Source organism: Nonomuraea sp. NPDC050536, assembly GCF_044457685.1.
GTDB lineage: Bacteria > Actinomycetota > Actinomycetes > Streptosporangiales > Streptosporangiaceae > Nonomuraea.
Genome location: NZ_JBITHD010000062.1, coordinates 1 through 1,126, shown reverse-complemented (window position 1 = coordinate 1,126; position 1,126 = coordinate 1). Strand labels below are relative to the sequence as shown.

The 1,126-nt window shown below is 37.0% G+C and carries 1 protein-coding gene; it reads right to left on the bottom strand.

Annotated elements, in window-relative coordinates; all coding sequences use genetic code 11:
* Window positions 1–71: 71 nt before the first annotated feature.
* The gene (locus tag ACIBHX_RS52365; protein ID WP_043736692.1) at window positions 72–962 is read right to left on the bottom strand and encodes an IS982-like element ISLll1 family transposase; all 891 of its coding nucleotides are present in this window, start codon (window positions 960–962) and stop codon (window positions 72–74) included.
* Window positions 963–1,126: the final 164 nt, after the last annotated feature.

Sequence of the window (1,126 nt, the reverse complement as noted above, 5' to 3'; positions counted from 1 at the left end):
TATAAAATAATTAAAAGGGACTCTAAGGAGTCCCAATTTTCTTTTTTTAAAATACCCGAATTGCTAGTTGATTATTTAGCCATGACTTGATACCCGATAGAATATCTTAAAGTCTCTGGTTCCAGTGATTTAGCTGATTTTAACAGTAAAGAATACGCTAAAAGTATCATCTCTAATTTCAATTGAAAACCTTGAGGCGAACGACTTTTACAACGCTCAGCTCCTAGATTTGTCAAAAAAGAGAAAACTCGCTCAATCACTTTTCTACGTTTTGAAAAATTAGGGAAAAGGATTTTCTTTTGCTTCATGTTCTTCCTGACAGGTGTAATTAGATCAATTCCTTTTAATTCCAGCCTATCATGCAGTGACTGACCTAAATATCCCATATCTCCAAGGACTGTTGGTGTCCCAAATTGACTCAACACTTCCTCGGTCATTGAACTATCAGCCATTGAAGCAGGAGTAATTGTGTAGTCTATGACATAGCCTGATTCACTGACTAAAGCATGACATTTACATCCATAGAAGTACTGTCCCTTTGTAGCATTGTAGCCAACATTGGCATAATCTCCAAGAACTTTGCTTCTGAAATTACGAATAGGCTGACACAAAGGAATGGGGAAGCTGTCAATAATGGATACACTCATTCCTTCAACCTCTTTAAAGACGAGTGCTTGGCGAATGACTTGGATACTCGGTAAGAGGGCATTACAACGGCGGACAAAGCGAGAATATTCTAGGAAATTAGGAAATAAACTTTGAGCCAATTGGTGCTTAGCTTTAAGCGTTTCACTAAAATGCAGTACGCCCCATAGGTAACAAGCGATAACTAAGCAATCTGATGTTGCGAGATGGACGTTCTTTCGGTTTTGAACCTCAAGGGGAACACTCGTTTGATAAAGCGTCTCAATGGTTGTCAGTAAATAAACAAAAACTTTTGGAAGTGTGCTATTATAAGTCATATAAGTCGTGCGCTTTCTAATGCCTAGTGGTTTAAGATTAGGATAGCACGACTTATTTATTTTCCAATGAAATCAACTAGCAATTCGGGTATTGACCTAAGAAGATGTATTCCATTTTGTATCCATTTATTTGAATTTAGTCCAGTTCTAACTATCTTTTTTTT